The organism is Sphingomonas jeddahensis (assembly GCF_001981525.1).
GTDB classification, from domain to species: domain Bacteria; phylum Pseudomonadota; class Alphaproteobacteria; order Sphingomonadales; family Sphingomonadaceae; genus Sphingomonas; species Sphingomonas jeddahensis.
In genome coordinates this window covers 1-17576 of record NZ_MPSB01000014.1, presented here as the reverse complement: position 1 = coordinate 17576, position 17576 = coordinate 1, and the positions used below count along the sequence as shown (strand labels likewise).

Genomic DNA, 17576 nt, shown 5'->3' with positions numbered 1-17576 from the left:
CGGACTTGATCCGGGGTCCCGCTTGTTTCTACCCACCCCAAAAGGAGCGGAACCCCGGACCAGGCCCGGGATGACGAAATCAGTGTTTGGCGGCCGCCGGCCGCTCCTTCTTCTTGTACATCGCCAGCATGCGCTGGGTGACGGCAAAACCGCCGAAGATATTGACGCTCGCCAGCACCACACCGAGCAGCCCCAGCCACTTGGCGCTTGGGGAACCGCTAGCGGCCGCGGCAATCAGCGCGCCAACGATGATGACCGACGAGATCGCATTGGTCACCGCCATCAGTGGCGTATGCAAGGCCGGCGTGACCGACCAGACCACGAAATAGCCGACGAAGCACGCCAGCACGAAGATCGACAAAATAGCGATGAAGTTCATGATCTACTCCTGATCCTCCCCGGCCCGGGGAGGGGGACCATGCGAAACATGGTGGAGGGCGCGAGCCGAGGCGTTCCCCCGGAACGCTGCCAAAGCAGCATCCCGGGATAGCTCATGGACCGCCGCTGCTTGCAAGCGAGCGTCACCTCCGGACGGATCGGGTGGGGAACGCCCCCTTTACCTCTCGCTTCGCGAGCGGCGCCCCTCACCGTTCCGGAGAGGATCACTGCAAGAGCCTCGCGTTCACGACCTTCCCGTCTCGGGTCAGCCGAACCGCGTCGCCGATCTCCTCGTCCAGCACCGGGCGCCCCTGTTCCTTGTCCCAGAACGCCGACAGGAAGTTGAACAGGTTACGCGAAAACAGCGCGCTGGCATCCGCCGCCAATCGCGAAGGCACGTTGCGATGGCCGACAATCTTCACGCCGTGCCGCACCACAACCTCGCCGGGAACCGCGCCCTCGACGTTGCCACCCTGCTCCACCGCCAGATCAACGATCACGCTGCCCGCGCGCATCGTCGCAACCTGCGCATCGCTGATCAGCCGCGGCGCCGGGCGCCCCGGAATCAATGCGGTGGTGATGACGATATCCTGCTTGGCGATGTGCGCCGACACCAGTTCAGCCTGCGCCGCCTGATATTCCGCGCTCATCTCGGTCGCGTAACCGCCCGATCCCTCGCCCTCGATCCCGGCCACATTCTCGACAAAAATTGGCTTGGCGCCCAGCGACAGGATCTGCTCCTTGGTCGCCGATCGCACGTCGGTGGCGGAGACCTGCGCACCAAGCCGCCGCGCGGTGGCGATCGCCTGAAGCCCGGCGACGCCCACGCCCATCACGAAGACCTTGGCGGCGGAGACCGTCCCCGCCGCGGTCATCATCATCGGAAACGCCCGGCCATATTCGCCCGCGGCGTCAAGCACCGCCTTGTAGCCCGACAGGTTGGATTGCGACGACAGGATGTCCATCGATTGCGCGCGCGTGATCCGCGGCATGAACTCCATCGCCAGCGCCTCGATCCCCGCCGCGGCATAGGCGTCCACCCGCGCCCGCTCGCCGAACGGGTTCAGCCCCGCCGCGAGCCACGCGCCAGGCTTCACGCCCGCCAGCGATGCGGGGTCCGGCCCCTGCACGCCCAAGATGATGTCAGCACCCGCCAGCGCGGTTGCACGATCAACGACGGCAGCGCCGGCGTCGCGATAGGCTTGATCAGCGATCGATGCGTCGGTTCCCGCACCCGCTTCTACGGCGAGTTCGGCCCCCAGCTGAATGAACTTCTTCACCGTCTCCGGTGTTGCTGCCACTCGCCGCTCGCCATCCGCCCCCTCCTTGAGGACAGCGATCTTCATGGCTTACGCGATCAGCCAGACGACGAGCGCGGCAAGCGCCACGCACACCACCGTGCCCCACTTCATCATCCCCATGACCTTGCCGTACGTGGATTCGTGGGTTTTGTAGTCGCCGGGGTTCGTACCGTGCTGGGCCATGGTTATCCTCTTTCCCACTATGTCGGGTGGCGTCTTAATCAGAAGAGCGATGAAGCCTCAAGCCTGCTTAAGCGAGCTTTTACTTGCGTGCTCTAAAGCCGGCATCGGGATGCAACGGGACACACGATGACGCGCAACGGCCAGCGGATGCTGATGCTGATCGACGATGAACCCGCACAGCGCCGTCTGGTGGCGGCGCTGGCGGCCCGTGGCGGCTGGCGTACCTTGTTTGCCGGCGATGCCGAGACCGCGATCGCCACGCTCGGCACGCAGGACGGAATGCAGCTCGATGCGATACTGTTTGATCATTGGGGCGAAGACGCGGACGCCTCCGCGCTGATCGCCGAACTGCGCGTCCGCCGCCCGGCGCTGCCGGTTCTGGTGGTGACGGCGAACGGCTCGGTCGCCCATGCCGTCAACGCGATGCGCGCCGGCGCCACCGATTTCTTGGTCAAGCCGCTTGCCCCCGAACGCCTGCTCCAGGCGCTCGACGCCGCGGTCGCCGGCACCGCGGCGGGCGAGCTTCGCCCGCTGACCGAGAAGATCCCGGCAATGCTCGGCTTCGACGAGATCGTCGGGTCCGCGCCCCAGTTCCGCGCCGCGCTCGCCATCGCCGCCAAGGCCGCCCGCGCCCGAGTCGCGGTGCTGATCGAGGGCGAAAGCGGCGTCGGCAAGGAAGTGGTAGCCGAAGCCGTCCACGCCGCCAGCCCGCGCGCGAAGAAGCCGATGCTGACGGTGGATTGCGGCACCCTGCCCGCCAATCTCATCGACAGCGAATTGTTCGGCCACGAGCCCGGCGCCTTCGCCGGCGCCTTTGATCGCAAGATCGGCAAGTTCGCCGAAGCCGATGGCGGCACCTTGTTCATCGACGAAATCGGCAACATGCCGCTCGAGACCCAGGCACGGCTGCTCGACGCGCTGCAAACCAGCATGGTTCATCCGCTCGGCGCCCGTCATGCGCGCGAGGTCGACGTCCGCGTCATCGCCGCCACCAACAAGCGGCTGGTCGAGGAAGTCGAGGCCGGCCGCTTCCGCGAGGACCTGTATTTCCGCCTCAACGTCGTTCCCGTCACCATCCCGCCGCTGCGCGAGCGCGCGCAGGACATCCCCGCCCTCGCCCGTCACTTGCTTGCCCGGATCGCGCTCCAGCCGGGCCTGCGCCAGTTTGGCATCACCGATGATGCGCTGGCGCTGCTGGTTGATTACGATTGGCCCGGCAACGTCCGCCAGCTTCAGAACGCGCTCTTCCGCGCCGCCGTGCTTTGCGAGGGCGACGCCCTCACCCGCGCCGATTTCCCGCAGATCGCGACGCTCAACGCCCGCCGCATCCGCACGCCCCAGCCGCAGCATATGGCGACATCGGGCGGAGTCGAACTGTTCCGGCCCGACGGCAATTTGCGCGCGCTGGAGGAAATCGAGGCCGACGTCATCCGGCTCGCCATCGGCCATTACCGCGGCCGAATGACCGAAGTCGCTCGCCGCCTCGGCATCGGCCGCTCGACACTGTACCGCAAGCTCGGCGAACTCGGCATCGACAACGCGGCGTAACTATCCTCCCCGGCACGGGGAGGGGGACCAGCCGAAGGCTGGTGGAGGGGCGTGTCCGCCAGCGCCAGCATCAGCGACCCCTCACGCCTCCTCGATCTCCGCCACCCACGCCGGCAGCTCCGCCAGGCTCCCGAGCTCCCGAAATCTCGCGGCATCCACCGGCGGCGGCGCGACCTCATGCGCCCACGCACCCTCCTGCGGCACGAACGCTGCCCAAGCCCCCGCCGCCAGCGCCGGCAGCACGTCCGACCGTATCGAATCGCCTGCCATCAGCGCCCGCTCCGGCGCCACGCCATAACGGGCGAACAACCGCGCGAACGTCTGATCCGTCTTGTCGCTGACGATCTCCACCCCGTGGAACCGCTCGCCCAGCCCCGAGGCGGCAAGCTTCATCTCCTGGTGCAACAGGTCACCCTTGGTCACCAGCACCAGCCGCGCCCGTGCCGCCAGCGCCTCCAGCGTCGCCTCGATCCCATCGAGCAACTCCACCGGATGCGCCAGCAGCGCACGCCCGGCCTCCAGCACGTCGCGCACCGCGCCGGCGTCCGCCCCGAACTCCAGCGCCGTCTCGATCATCGACAGCGTGAAGCTCTTCGCGCCATAGCCGTAGAGCGGCAAGTTACGCACCTCCACCTCCGCCAGCCGCTCGCGCGCAATCCCGGCCTCGGCGAACGGCGCCAGCATCGCCACGAACGCCTCCTCCGCCGCCGCGAAGAAGCGCATGTTGTGCCAAAGCGTGTCGTCGGCATCGAGACAGATGAGATCGATCGGCATGCGCGACGCCATAGCAGCGCGGCGTAGCGTCAGCCATCCGGCAACATTTAGACACGCCTCAAATGCTTGACGCAGCAGCCACGCAAACTTACTAACACGTCTGTCAGTAAGGAGCCGAATCACATGGCCGCAAAGCTTCCTCCCTTCCCCGGCAGCACGGGTCGTCGTGACTGGACCACGGCGCTCGACGCGATCAAGAAGCTGCTCAACAACGGCGATGACACCGTTCAGGTGTTCCGCATCATGCGCGCGCTCAACGTCGGAAGCACCGAGTCCGGCTATGCGCGGCTGCTCGGCACCGAAGAAGGTGGCCGGATCGCGCGCGAACAGGCCGAACTGGCCGAACGCTTCTCGGATCGCACCTGGGTCGATAGTTTCGCGCCCGGCACCGTCGGTGCCGCCTATCGCGATTTCCTAGACAGCACCGGCTATTCGGCCGACGGGCTCGTCGCCGTCAGCCGGGAAGGCAACGCTAACGTCGAGATCGATCACCCCTATGCCTGGTTCGGTCGCCGCACCCGCGACATGCACGACATTTGGCATGTGCTGACCGGCTACAAGGCGGACGAAAGTCTCGGCGAGGCTGCCTTGGTGGCGTTCAGCTACGCGCAGGTCGGTGGCGCCGGCTGGGCGTTCATCGGTTCGGCGGCCGCGCTCAAGAGCCTGCGCATCACCGGCAGCACGCTGTTCGCGCGCGCCGTGATCGAGGGATATCAGCGCGGCAAGGCGGCCAAGTGGCTGGCCGGCGAGGATTACCTCAAGCTCATGCACGAGCCGCTGGGCGCCGCCCGCAAGCGCCTCGGCCTGACCGAACCGGTGATGTACAAGCGCGCGCAGGAAGAACTCGGCGAGGAAATGGCCTCCTACCTCAGCCAGCAGCGGGAAGAAGCCGCCGAGCCGGAACGGCTGGCGGCGTAAGCTATCCTCCCCGATCTGCGGGGAGGGCCGCTTCACGGCTGCTGAGCAAGCGGCCGCTGAAGCGGTGCTGGAGCGGCCCCTCCACTAAGCGCACCATGTTTGGACACACCCCTCCACCCGTCGGCGGTCCCCCTTCCGCGTATCGGGGAGGATCGGGAGAGCCAGCTTGCCGGAACTGCGGATCACATCATTTCGTCGTTTGAATGAAAAAACGGACGCCGGCCTGTTCATCAACCCAGATGCTGAAGTTGCCCGTTTCGGGGCGCGGTAGTTGCAACATCTGTGAAGGCCTGAGCGTTGAGCTCATGCGGCCGGGGGTACCGCATACGCCCAACTCGGCACTGACCCATCAACCGGCCACAACCTCGATCGAGGGCAGGGAACGGCAAGGGGAGATCAACCATTTCTGCGATGTTCATCTGGTACGGGCCAAGCGTGCCACAACGAATTATCTGGGCAGGACGATGACATTGCGCGCGAACCTCGGCTGGGGCCTGCTAGGCGGACTGGCTTTCGCCATTTCCGGCTGCGCTACCCCGCCCGCTCCCGTGGAGCTGCCGCCGATTGTCATGGCGCCCCCACCGCCGCCGCCGGTGATGCCGGCAGGTGGCTATATCGGCATGAAGAGTGCGACCAAGCGTCCCGACGGCAAGTATGTGACGCCCAATCTCGACAACACCGATCAGGCCGCCGTCTGGCATCTGCGCAACGCTTTGAACGTAGCCGCGCTCGGCTGCGACCAGGCGGGCGGCGGGGTCATCGAGCTTTATAACGCGTGGCTCAAGACGCATGCCGCCGTGATCGATCGCTACTACCAGGCCTATATTCGGGAATGGCAGGCGCCGGGTTGGTGGGATTGGCAGCGTGTCTATGATGACAATCAGACGCGCATCTACAATTTCTATGCGCAACCGGCGATGCGCTCGGCCTTTTGCGCAATTGCACGCGAGGAGGTCGCGAAGGTGGGCCAGGTCGCCGATGACGATCTTCCGGCCTTCGCCCGAGCAGCTCTGCTGCGGCTAGACCGCCCGTTCGTCGAATTCTACGCGGCATATGACGCGTGGCGCGACTATTATCAGCCGGATCCGCCCTTGGTGGTTCCACCACCAATGGCGCAAACCACTGAGATACCCGTGGTGGTGCCATCCCCGTCCACGGCGGGGACGCTGAGCGACAATGATTCGGTGGCGGTCGAGACTGAAACACCGTCGGCCGACACCGAAACATCGCCGGCCGACACCGAAACACCTCCGGCTCTCGCGCCCGGCGATGCTCCGATCCCCGCACCCCTTCCGCCTCGGTGACAGGTCGCCACCTTCGGCCCGTCAGTGGCGAGGACGAAGCGCCAACTGTCTATCATGACGGGCTGCCTGGGCGGGGTGCCGGCTCCGGACCTGTAACCCCCGAGAACACGCCTTTCCCCACCTCGCCTGCCAGCTTCTGTGTGGCGGCTTTAAGGCCATCACGCCAGGCGAGACGAGCGTCCGCTATCGGGCGTTTTCGGCCCTGCCCGCTTTCGGGATGGCCATAGCCGATCCGGAACAGCAGATCCTGGGAGGAAAGCGGACGTTCCGCTTTTAGGTGGTGACCCGCGTAAACGGGCGTTCGCCGGATGAATTGACAAACAAGTTCTCGCATGGCTGATTATGCCCATGGGGAATGCGATCTCCCCACGAGGCGTCAGCTAAAGAATCGCGTCCAGCTCATCACGCAAAGGACGCGCCATGCCTGCTCACAATGCCATCACGCCCGACAAGCTCACGCGCCTGATCGGGCTGCCTGGCTCGCCGCGCATCATCGACCTGCGCGACGCGCCATCTGAAGCGATCCCCGGATCGCGCTATCCCGACAGCAAGGACCCGACCCGCTGGGGCCGCCATGGCGACACCATCGTCGTCGACGCCGATGGTCGCGGCGCGGCGGTGTCTGCCGCAGCGATCCTGCGCAGCGAAGGCATCTCTGCCGAGGTGCTCGAAGGCGGGTTCGCCGCCTGGGCCGACGCCGGACTGCCGACAGTCTCTTTTGCCCACCTTCCCAGACGCCACGAAGATGGGGGGACCTGGTGGGTGACCCGATCGCGCCCCAAGGTCGATCGGATCGCTTGCCCGTGGCTGATCCGCCGGTTCGTGGATCCCGAAGCCCGCTTCCTGTTCGTGGCGCCTGCCGAAGTGCTGACCGTCGCTGCACAGCAACAGGCGGAGCCGTTCGACATTGCCGACGAGCGCGTATTCTGGAGCCATCGCGGCGAGCTCTGCACCTTCGACCTGATGGTCGAGGCATTTGGGCTCGGCGCGCATGCGCCGCTGGTGCGCCTCGCTGCCATCGTCCGCGGCGCCGACACCGATCGGTGCGATCTTGTGCCGGAAGCCGCGGGCCTGCTCGCCATCTCCCTCGGCCTGTCCCGCATCCACAGCGACGATCACGCTCAACTTGAAGCAGGCATGGCCGTGTACGATGCGCTTTACCGCTGGTGCCGCGATGCCCAGGCCGAGAAACATGATTGGTCCTCGCACCAGCCTGCGCGCGGCAAGGTGTCGGCATGACCGCGGCGGCGACGATCGGCGTTGCAGCGCCGACCCGGCCCGAGCCAGTCACGCTTGGCAAGGCATTTTGGGTGTGGTTGCGCATCGCGCTGCTGTCTTTCGGCGGGCCGGCCGGGCAGATCGCGGTGATGCATCGCATCCTTGTCGACGAGAAGCGATGGATCGGCGAGCAGCGTTTCCTCCACGCGCTCAATTATTGCATGCTGCTGCCGGGCCCCGAGGCGCAGCAACTCGCCACCTATATCGGATGGCTGATGCACAGAACGAAAGGCGGCATCATTGCCGGCGTGCTGTTCATCCTGCCCGGTGCGGCCGCGATCATGGCGCTTAGCTGGGTCTATGTACTGTACGGACGCGTCGGCATTGTTTCCGCCTTGTTCTTCGGCCTCAAAGCCGCCGTGCTGGCCGTCGTGCTGCAGGCCGTGGTGCGGATCGGAGGGCGCGCGCTGAAGACGACGCCCTCGCGAGCGCTCGCTGCTGCGGCCTTCGTGCTGATCTTCTTTCTCGGTGCGCCGTTCCCGCTGATTGTGCTCGGCGCCGGCCTGATCGGCTGGTGGTCGGGCAAGCGGGGTCATGCCGCGTTTCGCGGCGGCGGTCATGGGGCCTCGAAGGATGCCACGGTCGCCGACGCCGACACGCTGCTCGGCGAGGACCTGCCAGCGCATGCGCAGCCAACATGGCGCGAGACGATGCAAACCGCGCTTGTCTGGCTGGCCTTGTGGCTTGTTCCCGTCGCGGCGCTGCTCATCGCGCTCGGTCCGGACAACGTGTTCAGCCGCATCGCCATCTTCTTCTCGACCATGGCAATGGTGACCTTCGGGGGCGCTTATGCCGTGCTCGCCTATGTCGCGCAGCAGGCAGTGGAGAACTATGCCTGGCTAAGCCCGACCGAGATGCTCGACGGCCTGGGCATGGCCGAGACGACCCCGGGCCCGCTGATCATGGTGCTCCAGTTCGTCGGGTTTCTGGGCGCCTACCGTGATGCCGGCGACCTCTCGCCGCTGCTGGCAGCAACGCTTGGCGGGCTGCTAGCCACCTGGGTGACGTTTGTTCCCTGCTTCCTATGGATCTTCCTGGGGGCGCCATTCATCGAGCGTCTCCGGGGGAACGCTGCGGTCGCTGGCGCCCTGTCGGCGATCACTGCGGCCGTGGTTGGCGTGGTGCTCAACCTGGCCGTGTGGTTCGCGCTCCACACGCTGTTTCGCGACACAGCGATGGTAAGACTAGGGCCATTCCAATTCGACGCGCCGGTTCTCGGCAGCATAGACCCTTGGGCGAGCCTGCTTGCCGGGGCAGCCGTGATCACGGTTTTCACTCTTCGGGCCAATGTCATCGTAACGCTGCTTGGTACTTCGTCCGCGGGCATCGCTCTCCACCTCCTGGGTGCGCTCGGATGATAGCCTGCGGCAGATGAATGAGGGTCCGCTTGCGGGAGCGAAACGAACCGAGCCGAAGGCGAACATGGGGCGTTTTCGGCCTGCCCGCTTTCGGGATGGCCATAGCCGATCCGGAACGGCAGATTCTGGGGTTAGCTGCCGTTTCGCCAATCCCGCACCGAACGGCGGAACGCTCGCCAAAGGCTAGCGAACATCACGAAAAAGATACCAATCGCCCACGCTATGGCAAGACACATCCAAGCCTTCCAAGCGATTCCTCTATCCCAGCCCGCTTCGTCCGATAGGATCAGTGGGATGATCGGCGCTGATGCAACCAGAAAGAACTTAGCTCGACCCTTTCCGACTTTCGGTAGCCCGCAAGACGCTTTCCCATCGTCTTACGGTTGGTCATCTGCCATAGCGCAGCCTCTTGGTGACTGCTCTAGCGGCTTAACAGACGTTTGATCGCACGATGAGGCATCGCTACCTTGATAGCCTAGTCTCGACTGTCCGCGATTGGACGTGAACCGACGTACAAAGTCGGTCGTCACCCTGAACTTGTTTCAGCATCCACCCTGCCACAAGCAGCAGGGCCGCAGATGGATGGGTGGACCCTGAAACAAGTTCAGGGTGACGCCGGATCGTGGACAAACCGCCACCCGCCCCAACCGTCATTCCCGCGCAGGCGGGGATCCATATACGCTGGAGCAAGCAAGTAACCGCGCCGCTCGCTGACGCGTCCAGCAACAACAAGCTCAGGGGCACCGCCTCCTCCGCACCCCACACCCCGCTTCCCCCAGCCGCGCTCTCCCCTTAAAGCCCGACCGATGATCCGCCGGCTCGTGCTGACCGATGTTCGCAGCCATGCCGCGCTGGCGCTCGCGCCGCAGCCCGGCTTTGTGCTGCTCACCGGCCCAAATGGCGCGGGTAAGACCAATGTGCTGGAGGCGGTGTCGCTGCTCGCTCCCGGCCGCGGCTTGCGGCGGGCGAGCCTTGGCGAGATCGCGCGCCGCGATGGCCCCGGCGGGTTCGGAGTCGCCGCCACCCTTCCCGATCCCACTGGTGTCGCCACGACGGAGATCGCCACCGGCACGCTCCCCAGCGCGCCCGAGCGGCGGGTGGTGCGGATCAACGGCGCCGCCAACGCCGGCAATGCGCTCGCCGAATGGCTATCGGTCCTGTGGCTCACCCCCGCGATGGACCGGCTGTTCGTCGAGCCCGCCGGCGAGCGCCGCCGCTTTCTCGATCGCCTCGCGCTCGCGCTCGCACCTGCGCATGCGCAGGAGACGACCCGCTACGAGGCCGCAATGCGCGCGCGCAACAAATTGCTTGGCGAGCCCTATCCCGATCGCGAATGGCTGTCGGCGCTCGAGGCGCAAATGGCGCAGCATGGCACTGCGATCGACGCCGCGCGGCGCGAGACCATCGCCATCGTCTCCGAACGACTGGAACAAGCCGCCACTGGCGATTTCCCGCGCGCCGCGCTCGCCCTCGGCGGATGGAGCGGCAGCGCGGAGCAGTTGCTGCACGAATTGCGCGCCGGTCGCTCGCGCGATGCCGCCGCCGGCCGCACCCTCACCGGCCCGCACCGCGCCGATCTCCACGTCCGCCATCTCGACAAGAATATCCCGGCAGCGCAGGCCTCCACCGGCGAGCAGAAGGCGCTGCTGCTCGCGATCGTCCTCGCTCACGCCGCTTTGGTCGGCGAGCGCCGCGACCAACCGCCGATCCTCCTACTCGACGAAGTCGCCGCTCATCTCGACCCCGCGCGCCGCGCCGCCTTGTTCAATCGCCTCGCCGGGCAGGCGCAGGTCTGGATGACCGGCACCGAACCCGCCCTGTTCGCCGCGATCGGCGAAGACGCAACGCGGATCGAACTGGGGTAAGGTATCCGCTTCTCCGTGATCCCGGACTTGATCCGGGATCCCGCTTCTTCTTCTACTCAACGGTGGCAAAAGCAGCGGGACCCCCGGGCAAAGCCCGGGGTGACGGAAGCTCCCCGCGTCAACCCCGCACAATCAAACAGGGATGGACGCCCGCCCCCACCCCGCTACCATCCCGTTCATGGAGAGACCCCAGGATCGACCGGCACCAGCCGGCGAGTGGAGCCGCGGCTGGCCCGTCGTGGCCGCGGCGATGATCGGCATCGGCACCGGGCCGGGGCTGTTCCAGAATCTGTCGAGCCTGTTCATCAGCGGCCCGGTCGCGGATTTCGGCTGGAGCCGCGGCGACATCGCCACCGCTGCCGGCCTCGGCCTGCTCGGCGGCCTCGCCGTGCCCTTCCTCGGCCGTGTCGCCGACCGGATCGGCGCCCGCGCGATCATCATCGTGTCGATGCTGCTGCTTGGCCTGGTCTATGCCGGCCTGGCCTCGCTCACCGGCCCCTTGTGGCAATATCAGGCGCTGGTCTTCGGTCTCGCGCTCACCGTCCCCGGCACCAGTTCGATCGTCTACGGCAAGCTGATCGCCCAGCGCTTCGAGGCGCGCCGCGGCATTGCGCTCGGCGTTGCCACATCAGGCATTTCGATTACCTCACTGACGCTGGCTCCGGTGCTCGGCTGGGTGATCGCCGCTTACGGCTGGCGCGTCGGCTTCCTCGCGCTGGGCGCGATCGTCGCGGTGCTCGCGCTTCCCGCTGTCTTGCTCCTCCTGCGCCGCGAACGTGCCGCGCCGACCCGTCCCGATCCGCACGCCCCCAACGCCGCCGAACCTGTGGACGGCATGACCGGCGCCGAAACGCGCCGCGACAGCCGCTACTGGCGGCTTGGCCTGTCCGCCGCCTTGATCAACATCGCCAGCGTCGGCCTCGTTACTTCGCTGGTCCCCTTCGGCACCGACCGCGGTCTCGCCCCGGGCGAGGCTGCGCTGCTCGTCACCGCCTTCGCCTTCAGCCAGGTGGTCGGCCGCCTGGTCATGGGCGCGCTGGTCGACCGTTTCCGGCCGCAGGCGACCGCCGCCGCCTTTGCCGCCATTTCCGCGCTCGCCTTCGTCGGCCTGCAACTTCCCGCCCCCGGCTTTGCGCTGATACTGGTGCTCGTCTTCCTGGCCGGGCTGATGAACGGCGCCGAGCACGATCTGCTGCCCTTCCTCGCCGCCCGCCTGTTCGGTCTGCGTGCTTATGGCGAGTTGTACGGCCTGCTCGTGATGATCTCGCTGTTCGGCACCGCAATCGGCATCACCGCCTTTGGCCGCCTCCACGACGCCACTGGCCATTACGGCGCGGCGCTCGCCCTCGCCGCCGCCGCGCTGGGCCTTGCCGCGCTGCTATTCCTCAGCCTGCGCGAACGCCCGCTCCCCCACGTTCAGGCGCACGCCCATCCCGCCTGAGGCACCCTATTTCGCTTCCGTTACACCGCCGCCGTGCCTATATAATGGTCATGGCAGATCAGCAGAATTCCAACGATTACGGCGCCTCTTCGATCAAGGTGCTGAAGGGCCTCGACGCGGTTCGCAAGCGTCCCGGCATGTACATCGGCGATACCGACGACGGCTCGGGCCTCCACCACATGGTGTTCGAGGTCAGCGACAACGCGATCGACGAAGCGCTGGCCGGCCATTGCGACCGGATCGACATCACGCTGAATGCCGACGGCTCGGTCAGCGTCACTGACAACGGCCGCGGCATCCCCACCGGCATCCACCCCGAGGAAGGCGTCTCGGCCGCCGAGGTCATCATGACCCAGCTCCACGCCGGCGGTAAGTTCGAGAACACCTCGGACGACAACGCCTACAAGGTCTCCGGCGGCCTCCACGGCGTCGGCGTCTCGGTTGTCAACGCGCTCTCCGAATTCCTCGACCTCACCATCTGGCGCGACGGCGAGGAACATTACATGCGCTTCGCCCACGGCGATGCCGTCGCCCCGCTCAAGGTCGTCGGCAAGGCGGAAGGGAAGAAGGGCACGCGCGTCACCTTCCTCCCCTCCCCCGCCACCTTCAAGATCACCGAGTTCGATTTCGACAAGCTCGAGCACCGTTATCGCGAGCTCGCCTTCCTCAACTCCGGCGTCCGCCTGTTCCTCACCGACGCGCGCCACGAGGAGCCGAAAACCGTCGAACTCTATTACGAAGGCGGCATCGCCGCGTTCGTGAAGTGGCTGGATCGCACCAAGGCGCCGCTCTTCCCCGAGCCGATCGCGATCAGCGGCCAGCGTGACGACATCGGCATCGACGTCGCGCTCCAGTGGAACGACTCTTATTACGAGAACGTCCTGTGCTTCACCAACAACATCCCGCAGCGTGACGGCGGCACCCACCTCGCCGCCTTCCGCTCGGCGCTGACCCGCACGCTCAACGCTTATGCCGACAAGTCCGGCCTGCTGAAGAAGGAGAAGATCTCCCTTACCGGCGACGACATGCGCGAAGGCCTCACCGCAATCGTCTCGGTCAAGCTGCCCGACCCCAAATTCTCGTCGCAGACCAAGGACAAGCTCGTCAGCTCCGAGGTCCGCCAGCCGCTCGAAAGCCTGCTCGCCGACAAGATGGCCGACTGGCTGGAAGAGAACCCCCAGAACGCCCGCCAGATCATCCAGAAGGTGATCGACGCCGCCGCCGCGCGCGAGGCCGCCCGCAAGGCCCGCGATGCCAGCCGCAAGACGGTGATGGGCTCGATGGGCGGCCTTCCCGGCAAGCTGCACGATTGCCGCGAAAAGGATCCCGCCAAGTCCGAACTGTTCATCGTGGAGGGCGACTCGGCCGGCGGCTCGGCCAAGTCGGGCCGCAACAGCGAATATCAGGCGATCCTCCCGATCCGCGGCAAGATCCTCAACGTCGAGCGCGCGCGCACCGATCGCATGCTCTCGTCGAAGGAGATCATTTCGCTGATCCAGGCGATGGGCACCGGCATCGGCCGCGACGAGTTCAACCTCGACAAATTGCGCTACCACAAGATCGTCATCATGACGGACGCGGACGTCGACGGCGCGCACATCCGCACGCTGCTGCTGACCTTCTTCTACCGCCAGATGCCCGATCTGATCGCGGCCGGGCACCTCTATATCGCCCAGCCGCCGCTCTATAAGGCGACCCGCGGCAAGGCGATCGAGTACCTCAAGGACGAAGGCGCGCTGGACGATTACCTCGTCCGCAACGGCGCGGGCGGCACCACGCTCGACGGCGTCGGCACCGGCGCGCCCTTGTTCAACCTCGTCGAGCACGCCCGCCGCTTGCGCACGCTGATGCGCTACGTGCCGCGCCGCTACGATCCGGTGATCATCGAGACGCTGGCGCTGGGCGGCGCGCTCGATCCGCAGATCGCCCCCGAGGAACGCGCGCAGCGCCTCGCGCAGGTCACCCGCCGCCTCGACCAGGGCGATCCCGAGGCACGCTGGACGGCGCAGATGACGAGCGAAGGCGGCTTCCACTTCCAGCGTTTCTGGCGCGGCGTGACCGACCATCACATCGTCGAGGCGGCGTTCGTCTCCTCGGCCGAGGCGCGCAAGCTCCACACCCTCGCCGCCGAGCACGCAGACCTCTACGACCACGCGCGCAAGCTCGTGTCGCTCAAGGCCGCCGACCGCACCGAGGAGCCCACCGCGGCCACGACGCTCGACGGGGCGATCGAGGATGCCAATGGGGACGGCGAAGCCGATGAGGCACTGGTGATCGGCAAGGGCGAAACCCTCGTCACCCGCCCGTCACAGCTGCTGGAAGCGATCCTCGCCGCCGGCCGCAAGGGCCTCGCGATCCAGCGCTACAAGGGCCTGGGCGAAATGAACGCCGAGCAATTGTGGGAAACCACGCTCGACCCCAACAACCGCTCGATGCTCAAGGTGGCGATCGACCAGGCGGACGTGGCGGACGAGATCTTCACGCGCCTGATGGGCGACGTGGTGGAGCCACGCCGCGAGTTCATTCAGGAGAATGCGCTGTCAGTGGCGAATTTGGACGTTTGATGGGTTGCGGGCGGCTTAAAGGCCGCCCTTGTAAGCAACAACGTGCTCTATCAACCTCGTTCAAATTGAGAAAATAGGTTATTGCATGACCTTGTTCCAGTCGATGTCGTGGCCGAGCACTGCCAGTTCTTTCGCGAGCGCTGCCTTCCAACCCCCACCTGGATCCATCGTCTGATACACGACACCCGACCAATCTGTCGGCACCTCGATTTGGCCGCGCATAAGCGCGCAGACATGCCCTCTACCAAGGCGGCCAACAAAGTATCCGAGTTCAAGTATCACGTTCTGTCGCGCTCTTGGACTCGACGGTTCACCTAGCTTGCCGCCGTAATCGTCCGGGGTAAGCAGCACTACGGCAAAGCTTACATCCGAGTGAGCCTCGATCTTTTCTATGATAGTACGACCCTGATTAGCTTGCTCATGCAAGATAATGGCTTCGAGCCCGATCTTCTCCAAATATCGAGCGACAGTCTCTCTGGCACCTTCGTCATGACCATGCACCACGAACACTCTCTTCGAAAGAGCAGGAGCAAGCTTAGTTACAGTTGTTGCACCAGAATCGACAAAATCTCTGTACTCCCTAGCGAAGGGTATTATCAGCTGGGCAATTAACGATCTCAGGTTACCGTCGTGCTTATTACCTGAGTGATAATAATAATACCCAAAGTTAAGCATAAAGTCCGGATTTTCTGCAAACCTCTTGATCAACAGCAACTGTAATCCGAGCGTTTCATCCTGACTATCGGGCCAGTCAATTCGCCCACTTCCAATCATACTTCCCCGGGTTCGCGGGTTCTCGGACAGGAATTTGTCTAAGTCCAACCCACGAATGAGCTTTTCATTATATTCAACAAGGTCTTCATGCCATAGGAGCTTATTAAGTTTCTTTATAGGATGGGTGTAAGTAGAGTAGTTTGAGCTTTGAAGATCGAGAACAACACCATTTATCCGCGCGAATAAATCTCTACTCGTCATTCAAACCACCCTCTTGAAGCCGGAGTTCGGCAGCTTTATCCAAGATACCGATCCGATACCGCTCCTTCATCTCGGACACGAGAGGAGCGACGATGGGGTTCTTCGAATATTTACCTAATCGAGAGTCTATCATGTTTTCGGCTTCCGCGATGGCAGCCTCTATGCTGGACGGTTCGTACGGGTTGAACTGAACATTCCCGAGGTCGCCCTCGATAGCGGAGAGAGCCTTTTGAGCGTCAGCGATCGTTTTCGTAAGATCGTCTAAGCCTTTCACCCTGATCACGGATTTCATCCCTCCTGTCGATCCTACGGTATACACCTGTAGCCTTTAACTACGAATACATGTTCCGTGGTCATTTAAACAGTCGAAATGGAGAGCGCTTTGTCGATCATTGTCCACAATCTCGTGCGCGTTTCGTACAAATCGACAGATCCGTAGGTCAAACAAATCACTGAAGGTCGTCGGAACGCCTCAAGTTTACATTCTGCTCGATAAGGTTTCGTGTTCCTGACAAGAGTAGATCGGCATTGCGCTAGCTCCCCCACCCGCAATCCCCTACTCGGGCTGTCCCCAACAGGACGCATCCATGCCCACCCTCCGCCGCCTCCTCGCCAAGGCCGACCGCTTCCTCTTGCTGCTCACCGCCACCGTAGCGCTTGCCGCGATCCTCCCCGCGCGCGGAGCCGCGGTACCGGTCGTCGAGCACATCACCACGCTCGCCGTCGCCCTGCTCTTCCTCCTCTACGGCGCCCGCCTCGCGCCGCAGGCGATCTGGGCGGGGATCGCCCACTGGCGGCTCCAGAGCCTCGTGTTCGCCAGCACCTACATCCTCTTCCCGCTGATCGGCCTTGGCATCGCGGCGCTGGCGGGACGCATGCTGGCGCCCGATCTCGTCGCCGGGCTGGTCTATCTCTGCCTGCTGCCCTCCACCGTGCAATCCTCGATCGCTTTCACGTCGATCGCGCGCGGCAACGTGCCCGCGGCCTTGTGCAGCGCCTCGCTGTCCAACCTCCTCGGCGTGGTCATCACGCCGCTGCTCGTCGCGCAGCTGCTCGCCGGATCGGCCAACGGCCTGTCGTTGCAGGCGATCGAGGATATCGCGCTGCAGATCCTGGCGCCCTTCCTCGTCGGCATGGCGCTGCGCCCGCTGATCGGCGCCTGGCTGGTCGCGCATCCGCGGCTCACCACAGTGGTCGATCGCGGCTCGGTGCTGGTGGTCGTCTATGCCGCGTTCAGCGCCGGCGTGGTCGCGGGGCTGTGGACTCAGCTCTCCGCCGCCAGCCTCGCCGCGGTGATCGCGATCGCCTGCGCGGTGCTGGCACTGGTCCTCGCCCTGACGACCTGGGCCGCCCGCGCGCTCCGCTTCAACAAGGAGGATGAGATCGCGATCGTCTTCTGCGGCTCCAAGAAGAGCATGGCGAGCGGCATCCCGATGGCCGCGATCCTCTTCCCCGGCCACGCCGTCGGCCTGATCGTCCTGCCGCTGATGATCTTTCACCAGATCCAGCTGTTCGTCTGCGCCTGGCTCGCGCAGCGCTGTGCCAAGCGGCCCACCTGATTCCTCCCCGGCACGGGGAGGGAGACCAGCCGCAGGCTGGTGGAGGGGCGGCTCCACGAACGATCCGCTGCGGGGAAGCGCCCCTCCACCCCCGCCCACGGCGGCGGTCCCCCTCCCCGTCCCGGGGAGG

15 protein-coding genes are annotated in these 17576 nt (G+C 65.2%); 9 read left to right on the top strand and 6 right to left on the bottom strand.

Annotation, left to right across the window (positions count from 1 at the left end; genetic code table 11):
• Positions 1-79: 79 nt before the first annotated feature.
• The 3 genes from SPHI_RS12915 to SPHI_RS12905 all read right to left on the bottom strand — a co-directional run bounded on the left by SPHI_RS12915 (position 80) and on the right by SPHI_RS12905 (position 1862).
• A complete protein-coding gene (locus SPHI_RS12915; protein WP_076745372.1) occupies positions 80-379 on the bottom strand; it encodes an NAD(P) transhydrogenase subunit alpha in 300 nt (99 codons plus the stop codon).
• A gap of 223 nt (positions 380-602) precedes the next feature.
• A complete protein-coding gene (locus SPHI_RS12910; protein ID WP_076745371.1) occupies positions 603-1724 on the bottom strand; it encodes a Re/Si-specific NAD(P)(+) transhydrogenase subunit alpha in 1122 nt (373 codons plus the stop codon).
• A 3-nt stretch (positions 1725-1727) separates the two neighbouring features.
• Positions 1728-1862 (bottom strand): aa3-type cytochrome c oxidase subunit IV, encoded by a 135-nt coding sequence (locus tag SPHI_RS12905; protein ID WP_083719988.1) that lies wholly within the window; start codon positions 1860-1862, stop codon positions 1728-1730.
• A 126-nt stretch (positions 1863-1988) separates the two neighbouring features.
• On the opposite strand from SPHI_RS12905, the gene SPHI_RS12900 reads away from it, so the two are divergent.
• Positions 1989-3410, top strand: coding sequence for a sigma-54-dependent transcriptional regulator (locus SPHI_RS12900; RefSeq protein ID WP_076745370.1), 1422 nt, complete (start codon positions 1989-1991; stop codon positions 3408-3410).
• 81 nt (positions 3411-3491) lie between these two features.
• Here the strand turns inward: SPHI_RS12900 and SPHI_RS12895 are convergent, their stop codons facing one another.
• A complete protein-coding gene (locus SPHI_RS12895) occupies positions 3492-4184 on the bottom strand; it encodes an HAD family hydrolase (protein ID WP_076745415.1) in 693 nt (230 codons plus the stop codon).
• Between the two features lie 123 nt (positions 4185-4307).
• Between SPHI_RS12895 and SPHI_RS12890 the strand changes: the two genes are divergently transcribed.
• From SPHI_RS12890 to gyrB, 7 genes are all read left to right on the top strand, one after another.
• Positions 4308-5102 carry a Coq4 family protein gene (locus tag SPHI_RS12890; RefSeq protein ID WP_076745369.1) on the top strand — a complete coding sequence of 265 codons (795 nt, stop codon included), beginning with the start codon at positions 4308-4310 and terminating at the stop codon, positions 5100-5102.
• 239 nt (positions 5103-5341) lie between these two features.
• Positions 5342-6406, top strand: a complete 1065-nt coding sequence (locus SPHI_RS12885; RefSeq protein WP_076745368.1) for a hypothetical protein — start codon at positions 5342-5344, stop codon at positions 6404-6406.
• 420 nt (positions 6407-6826) lie between these two features.
• On the top strand, positions 6827-7645 hold the full coding sequence (locus SPHI_RS12880) for a chromate resistance protein ChrB domain-containing protein (protein ID WP_076745367.1): 819 nt from the start codon (positions 6827-6829) through the stop codon (positions 7643-7645).
• The gene (gene chrA, locus SPHI_RS12875) at positions 7642-9042 is read left to right on the top strand and encodes a chromate efflux transporter (protein ID WP_076745366.1); all 1401 of its coding nucleotides are present in this window, start codon (positions 7642-7644) and stop codon (positions 9040-9042) included. Before SPHI_RS12880 ends, chrA begins: the two co-directional genes overlap by 4 nt.
• An 806-nt stretch (positions 9043-9848) precedes the next feature.
• The gene (gene recF / locus SPHI_RS12870; RefSeq protein WP_076745365.1) at positions 9849-10907 is read left to right on the top strand and encodes a DNA replication/repair protein RecF; all 1059 of its coding nucleotides are present in this window, start codon (positions 9849-9851) and stop codon (positions 10905-10907) included.
• A 178-nt stretch (positions 10908-11085) separates the two neighbouring features.
• Positions 11086-12348, top strand: coding sequence for an MFS transporter (locus SPHI_RS12865; protein ID WP_158049708.1), 1263 nt, complete (start codon positions 11086-11088; stop codon positions 12346-12348).
• 50 nt (positions 12349-12398) lie between these two features.
• Complete coding sequence (gene gyrB / locus SPHI_RS12860; protein WP_076745414.1) at positions 12399-14912, top strand: DNA topoisomerase (ATP-hydrolyzing) subunit B; 2514 nt, start codon at positions 12399-12401, stop codon at positions 14910-14912.
• A gap of 78 nt (positions 14913-14990) precedes the next feature.
• Here the strand turns inward: gyrB and SPHI_RS12855 are convergent, their stop codons facing one another.
• Positions 14991-15887 (bottom strand): TIR domain-containing protein, encoded by an 897-nt coding sequence (locus tag SPHI_RS12855; RefSeq protein ID WP_076745363.1) that lies wholly within the window; start codon positions 15885-15887, stop codon positions 14991-14993.
• The gene (locus SPHI_RS12850) at positions 15877-16179 is read right to left on the bottom strand and encodes a hypothetical protein (RefSeq protein WP_233130922.1); all 303 of its coding nucleotides are present in this window, start codon (positions 16177-16179) and stop codon (positions 15877-15879) included. Before SPHI_RS12850 ends, SPHI_RS12855 begins: the two co-directional genes overlap by 11 nt.
• 295 nt (positions 16180-16474) lie before the next feature.
• On the opposite strand from SPHI_RS12850, the gene SPHI_RS12845 reads away from it, so the two are divergent.
• Entirely contained in the window at positions 16475-17446 is a 972-nt protein-coding gene (locus SPHI_RS12845; protein ID WP_076745362.1) for a bile acid:sodium symporter family protein, read from the top strand.
• Positions 17447-17576: the final 130 nt, after the last annotated feature.

Excerpts from the sequence above, each read along its gene's own strand:
- gyrB (WP_076745414.1), top strand. The coding sequence starts at position 12,399 with ATGGCAGATCAGCAGAATTCCAACGATTACGGCGCCTCTTCGATCAAG.
- SPHI_RS12910 (WP_076745371.1), bottom strand. The coding sequence starts at position 1,724 with ATGAAGATCGCTGTCCTCAAGGAGGGGGCGGATGGCGAGCGGCGAGTG.
- chrA (WP_076745366.1), top strand. The coding sequence starts at position 7,642 with ATGACCGCGGCGGCGACGATCGGCGTTGCAGCGCCGACCCGGCCCGAG.
- recF (WP_076745365.1), top strand. The coding sequence starts at position 9,849 with ATGATCCGCCGGCTCGTGCTGACCGATGTTCGCAGCCATGCCGCGCTG.
- SPHI_RS12865 (WP_158049708.1), top strand. The coding sequence starts at position 11,086 with ATGGAGAGACCCCAGGATCGACCGGCACCAGCCGGCGAGTGGAGCCGC.
- SPHI_RS12845 (WP_076745362.1), top strand. The coding sequence starts at position 16,475 with ATGCCCACCCTCCGCCGCCTCCTCGCCAAGGCCGACCGCTTCCTCTTG.
- SPHI_RS12915 (WP_076745372.1), bottom strand. The coding sequence starts at position 379 with ATGAACTTCATCGCTATTTTGTCGATCTTCGTGCTGGCGTGCTTCGTC.
- SPHI_RS12885 (WP_076745368.1), top strand. The coding sequence starts at position 5,342 with ATGCTGAAGTTGCCCGTTTCGGGGCGCGGTAGTTGCAACATCTGTGAA.
- SPHI_RS12890 (WP_076745369.1), top strand. The coding sequence starts at position 4,308 with ATGGCCGCAAAGCTTCCTCCCTTCCCCGGCAGCACGGGTCGTCGTGAC.
- SPHI_RS12895 (WP_076745415.1), bottom strand. The coding sequence starts at position 4,184 with ATGCCGATCGATCTCATCTGTCTCGATGCCGACGACACGCTTTGGCAC.
- SPHI_RS12850 (WP_233130922.1), bottom strand. The coding sequence starts at position 16,179 with ATGAAATCCGTGATCAGGGTGAAAGGCTTAGACGATCTTACGAAAACG.
- SPHI_RS12900 (WP_076745370.1), top strand. The coding sequence starts at position 1,989 with ATGACGCGCAACGGCCAGCGGATGCTGATGCTGATCGACGATGAACCC.
- SPHI_RS12855 (WP_076745363.1), bottom strand. The coding sequence starts at position 15,887 with ATGACGAGTAGAGATTTATTCGCGCGGATAAATGGTGTTGTTCTCGAT.
- SPHI_RS12880 (WP_076745367.1), top strand. The coding sequence starts at position 6,827 with ATGCCTGCTCACAATGCCATCACGCCCGACAAGCTCACGCGCCTGATC.
- SPHI_RS12905 (WP_083719988.1), bottom strand. The coding sequence starts at position 1,862 with ATGGCCCAGCACGGTACGAACCCCGGCGACTACAAAACCCACGAATCC.